Origin of the sequence: Paranoxybacillus vitaminiphilus, assembly GCF_003259935.1 — a bacterium.
GTDB lineage: Bacteria > Bacillota > Bacilli > Bacillales > Anoxybacillaceae > Paranoxybacillus > Paranoxybacillus vitaminiphilus.
This window is the reverse complement of the sequence record NZ_QLMH01000043.1, coordinates 1-5623: the sequence shown is the minus strand read 5'-3', so window position 1 is coordinate 5623 and position 5623 is coordinate 1. Positions and strand designations below refer to the sequence as shown.

At 44.5% G+C, this 5623-nt stretch carries 3 protein-coding genes and 1 pseudogene; all 4 read left to right on the top strand.

The window, feature by feature from the left end; all coding sequences use genetic code 11:
- Positions 1 to 390 precede the first annotated feature (390 nt).
- Complete coding sequence (locus B0I26_RS17880; RefSeq protein ID WP_111646682.1) at positions 391 to 1617, top strand: YeeE/YedE family protein; 1227 nt, start codon at positions 391 to 393, stop codon at positions 1615 to 1617.
- 113 nt (positions 1618 to 1730) lie between these two features.
- Positions 1731 to 2939, top strand: coding sequence for an imidazolonepropionase (gene hutI, locus B0I26_RS17875; RefSeq protein WP_111646683.1), 1209 nt, complete (start codon positions 1731 to 1733; stop codon positions 2937 to 2939).
- Between the two features lie 72 nt (positions 2940 to 3011).
- Positions 3012 to 3989, top strand: a pseudogene (locus tag B0I26_RS17870) (YjiH family protein); the annotation flags it as partial.
- A 99-nt stretch (positions 3990 to 4088) separates the two neighbouring features.
- Positions 4089 to 5306 carry a hypothetical protein gene (locus tag B0I26_RS17865; protein ID WP_111646681.1) on the top strand — a complete coding sequence of 406 codons (1218 nt, stop codon included), beginning with the start codon at positions 4089 to 4091 and terminating at the stop codon, positions 5304 to 5306.
- The last annotated feature ends 317 nt before the right edge of the window (positions 5307 to 5623 follow it).

Sequence of the window (5623 nt, the reverse complement as noted above, 5' to 3'; positions counted from 1 at the left end):
TTTTTCGTTTAATGCAGCGATTTGTGTGCGAAAATCAGATGCATGCAGATCGAGCGCCTTTAAAATTTCTTTTAATACTGTTTGTTGTTCCATTTCATTCACCTCCTCATTAGACAGTATAACCGGATCATATAGACAAGAAAAGCATTAAATAACATTGTGTAACGTTATGAATCAGATTGAAAAAATCAACGACCGTTTGCCTAAACATGCCATGTTTCCGGCATCGCCGCCTTTCCATGACAGCCCGCTAAAATCAATGCCGAACAAGCCGATGAACAGCATAAGTCTGGCATAACTTAACATAAACAGTGAAACAAAAACATAGAAAATCAATCTAATTTATAGTATTATATAGTTTGTTTAATTTTAGTAAAGGGGGAAGATAACTTGGATATCGCAGCGCAAAAACAAACGGATGTCCGCGTTAAGCAGGCAGCGAACGCTCCGAAAAATCCAACGTCGTGGATCATCGCCATTGCGTCCATTGTGTTGATCGGAGGTGCGTTGTTTTTATATAGCCGCGTTTCTTGGCAGCAAGCGCTCCTTTACGTGTTAGGAGCATTCGGCGGATTTATTTTGTACCAAGCGCACTTTGGTTTCACATCCGCATGGCGCAAATTTATTTTATACCGCCAAGGCGAAGGGATTCGTGCACAAATGATCATGATGCTGGTGGCAAGCATTTTCTTCTTGCCGCTGTTGTTGAAAGGCTCGATTTTTGGCCATGCAGTTGTGGGAAACGTTCATGATGTCGGGATTTCCGTCATCATCGGCGCGTTTATTTTCGGGATCGGCATGCAGCTTGGCGATGGCTGCGCATCGGGGACGCTATACCATATCGGCGGAGGCGATACGAACGGCATCGTCACCTTAATCGGATTTATCGCCGGTTCGGTCATTGCGACGACCCATTTTGATTTTTGGATGAACACGCCGCATCTGGCGCCGATTTCGCTCATCCACCAGCTTGGCGCGTTTGGCGGTTTTCTGCTTCAGATCGCGCTGTTGGCGCTCGTTTATTACGTTGTGGCCGTCATCGAAAAACGCCGCCACGGCAAACTAATTTCAACGAAAATCGAAAACAAAAACGGCTGGAAAGCGATTTATAAAGGTCCATGGTCGCTTCTTGCCGGCGCGTTCTTGCTTGCCGTCTTGAACGTTCTTGTATTAATGGTCAACGGCAAACCGTGGGGCGTCACTTCCGCCTTCGCGCTTTGGGGAGCGAAATTCGTGCAGTTGTTTGGCGTCGACCCAACCGAATGGGCTTACTGGCAGGATCCGGCGAAGCTAAATGCGCTGAAAAGCCCATTGTATCAAGATACAACGACAGTCATGGACATCAGCTTAATGTTCGGCGCCTTGCTGGCGGCGGCATTTGCCGGCCGCTACGCCAAACCGATCCAATGGCGACGCCCATCGCGCATGACGATCGGCGCCCTTATCGGCGGTTTGATGATGGGATACGGCGCCCGTCTTGCCTTTGGCTGCAACATCGGCGCGTACTTCAGCGGCATTGCCTCCTTCAGCGTCCACGGCTGGATTTGGTTCGTGTTCGCTTTCCTTGGCAGCCTCATCGGCGTCAAGCTGCGTCCGTATTGTGCGTATAAAAACTAAATAAAAAATAAGAAAAAGGGGCTGTCCAAAAAGTCAGGGTAACTGACTTTTTGAAGCCCCTCATTTTTTCACTTTTAAAAAAATGCACAAAAAAAATCGTCCTTTCTAGTAAAATGAAGTTGCGACACAACATTACAGAAAGGACGATTTTTTATGGCAGCGTCTGGATTGAAGACAGAACGATTGTCGCAGTCGGAACAGATGAAGAGCTTTTCAAGCAGTTTCAGCCGCGCATCGCTGAAGCGGAAACGGTTGATGCAACGGGAAAAACGGTCACGCCAGGCCTTGTTGATCCACATACCCATCTCGTCTATGCCGGAAGCCGCGAAAATGAGTTTGCCATGAGACTGAATGGAGCAACATATATGGAAATCATGAACGCTGGCGGCGGCATTCACGCGACGACGAAAACGACCCGGGAAGCGACAGATGAAGAGTTGTTCACGGCAAGCAAAAAGCGCCTCGACCAATTTTTACTGCACGGCGTTACAACGGTCGAAGCGAAAAGCGGCTACGGTTTAACTTTAGAACACGAACTGAAACAATTAATCGTCGCAAAAAAATTACATGAAACTCATCCCGTCGATGTCGTCCGCACGTTTATGGGAGCGCACGCTGTGCCCACAGAGTTCAAAGACAATCCTGATGAATTTGTGCGCATCGTAGTCGAGAAGATGATTCCGAAGGTAAGTGAATTGGCCCTTGCGGAATTTAATGATGTCTTTTGCGAACGAGGCGTTTTCACTCCAGAACAAGCAAAAGTGATTTTAGAAGCGGGAAAAGCATACGGGCTAACGCCAAAAATTCATGCCGATGAAATTGAACCATACGGCGGTGCAGAGTTAGCTGCGGAAGTCGGCGCGATTTCCGCTGACCACCTGCTTTGTGCTTCCGATGAAGGTATTCAAAAAATGGCGGAAAAAGGCGTCATTGCCGTCTTACTTCCAGGAACGGCGTTTTTCTTAATGACGAAAGCGGCAAACGGCCGAAAAATGATTGATGCGGGTGTACCTGTCGCCCTTTCCACCGATTGCAACCCAGGCTCTTCGCCAACCGTGTCACTTCCGTTTATCATGAACCTCGGCTGCCTCCATATGGGGATGACGCCGGAAGAAGTCATCACCGCTGCGACGATTAACGCTGCTCATGCGATTCGGCGCGGACATGAAATCGGCAGCATCGAAGTCGGCAAAAAAGCCGATATCACCATTTTCAATGTGCCAAACTACATGCAGCTTATCTATCATTACGGCATGAATCATACCGATACGGTCATCAAGAACGGGCGAATCGTTGTTGCAAAAGGACAGCTTTGTTACTAGTTTTTCCTCTAAAAGGAAAGTGCGCGTGTTGGCGCGTACTTTCCTTAAAACAAGAATGAGGTGGTGCGCAGAATGAAAACGGATACAAATAAACAACCTTATTTGCCACTGCAATCTCCTGTCGGGCAGTCATGGAAGTTTTTTGTCTATAGCGCAATCGGCATTTTCATGTTTTTTATCCCTGTGGAAATCGGGGGAAAATCATCGATTATGCTTGATCATATTGTCTCTTGGATACGCATGCAATTTCCTGCCATCGTGCCATATTATGCGTTTATTGTTATTTTACTAGGTGCCGTGTATCCGTTTATCACTAAAACATGGAACAAAGATGCAGTTACCATTGTCTTTTCCGTGTTAAAAGTACTAGGTCTTATTGTAGCGGCAATGCTCCTTTTCAATGTCGGACCGTCATGGTTATTGAAGCCGAATATGGGGCCATTTTTGTATGATAAGCTCGTCATTTCTGTCGGCCTTCTAGTTCCGATTGGCTCAGTATTCCTCGCGCTCCTTGTCGGCTATGGGCTTTTAGAATTTGTTGGAGTGTGGATGCAGCCAGTTATGCGGCCGATTTGGAAAACGCCGGGACGTTCAGCGATTGACGCGGTGGCGTCGTTTGTTGGAAGTTATTCACTAGGATTATTAATTACTAACAAAGTATTTAAGGAAGGAAAATATACGATTAAAGAAGCAGCGATTATTGCGACAGGGTTTTCTACTGTATCCGTCACGTTTATGGTTGTCGTCGCCAAAACACTTGGACTCATGGACATATGGAATACGTATTTTTGGGTAACATTTTTCGTCACTTTCCTTGTCACTGCTATTACGGTTCGAATCTGGCCGTTAAGTAAAATGAGCGATGATTATTATGACGGCAAAGGCCAGCCAGAGGAAAAAGTAACGGGGAACTATATGAAAGAAGCTTGGTCAGAAGCAATGAAAGCCGTGCAACATTCGAAAGGACTTTTGCAAAATGTATGGGTGAACTTAAAAGACGGTTTTATTATGACGATGAGCATTTTGCCATCGATTATGTCTGTCGGGCTTAGAAAAAAGGTCGACACTTGCTTTTTACGTAACTAAAGCACTGCACCTTGTATTTGTGTTAAATTATACTTATGAAAAAACAAGAAAGGAGCGGAAAAGGTGGATATTCGAACCATTTTGAAACGCATTCCGCATGACGATCTGCTTGATCTTGTCATGCACCTCATCCAATCTAACAAAAAAGCCCAAGAAAAAGCACTTCATTTTTTAGAGAACAAAGGCTATTTGAATGATGAAGAATTAGCACAAAAACATTATAACGAGTACCGTGAAAAATTTGCAGAAGCGATTGATATTATTTCCGAGTTTAATATGTATGGCGGCGGTCCGGAAGAAGATGAAGATCGCGCCTATGAAAATATGGAACAAGTTCTTTCATTGCTTGCAGATGGGACGCTTCCGGATAATTGCAGGGAAGAAATGATTCACGAATTGATGGAGCAATATCTTGAGGGAAATTCAGGGTTTGATGACGCCATATGGGACTGGATTGAGAGAATCGCCTGCGAAGAAGCGCATTGGCGGATTGTGTTATCATACTTGAAGCAGTCAAACAGCAAATACAATCAATCGCTCATGCTTGACATTTATCGGTACAAGCTCGGCGATGAAGAGACGTATGAACAAATGCGGATACAGCAATTAACATACGGCAGCGACTATTTGGATTATGCCCAATTTTTAGAGCAGAAGGGTGAAAAGAAAAAAGCGCTTGAAATCGCTGAGAAGGGATTAAGAGAAGGAGAAGGATTTTTAGGAGCTTTGTATGAGTACGTGTTCGAGCGATATGGGCAAATGGGGGAAAAAGAAAAAGCGCTTCAATTATTAAAGCAACAATTTCAACACCGCCCTTCTTACGAACTGTATAAAAAAGCGATCGCTTATGCTGCGCCAAGCGTGAAAGAAGCGGTGAGAGAAGAATTGTACGCATTGTTAACTAGACAATCGTTTTATTCTTATGTAAAAGCAGAAATTGACTACAATGAAGGAAACAGCAAAGAACTGCTTCAATACGTCACAAAAACGGCGTCTTTTCCGATCTATTTCGATCCATCTAAGTATGAACGTTACTTAAACGAACGTCATCCGTTGGAAATGATCGCATATTATAAACAAAAAGTCGAGCAGCTTATTGGGCAACGAAAGCGTTCAGCGTATCGCCGGGCCATTGTGTACATCGAAGAAATCCGTCGCGTCTATATCGATATTCTCGGACAGCCGGATAAGTGGAAGGCGTACTTCAACAGTGCCATCGCCCCTTACCAACACCGTCTGCCGGCGTTTTTAGATGAGTGGAAGAAGCGGGGCGGGGAGTGAGGCCACTTCCCGTCACACTGAGAGAAATACCGAGGATTCTATGGGACATGAACCTTTCCCACCTACACTTCGCTTAGAGGTGGGAGATTTCTCGGTGAACATGTTAAATGGGAAGATATAAACTTGGAACAAATGTATATGAGGAAAGGAATTATTGAGGCGACAAAAAACTATTGGAGAATTAAGTTGAATATAAAATTCTGAATGAAAATAAATAGGTGATTTTTTAGATCATGAACAAGATACTACATTAGTTCAAAAAATATTAAATAAGTATGATTACCATGAAAAATATGGTTACAAGATTTTTACTATTG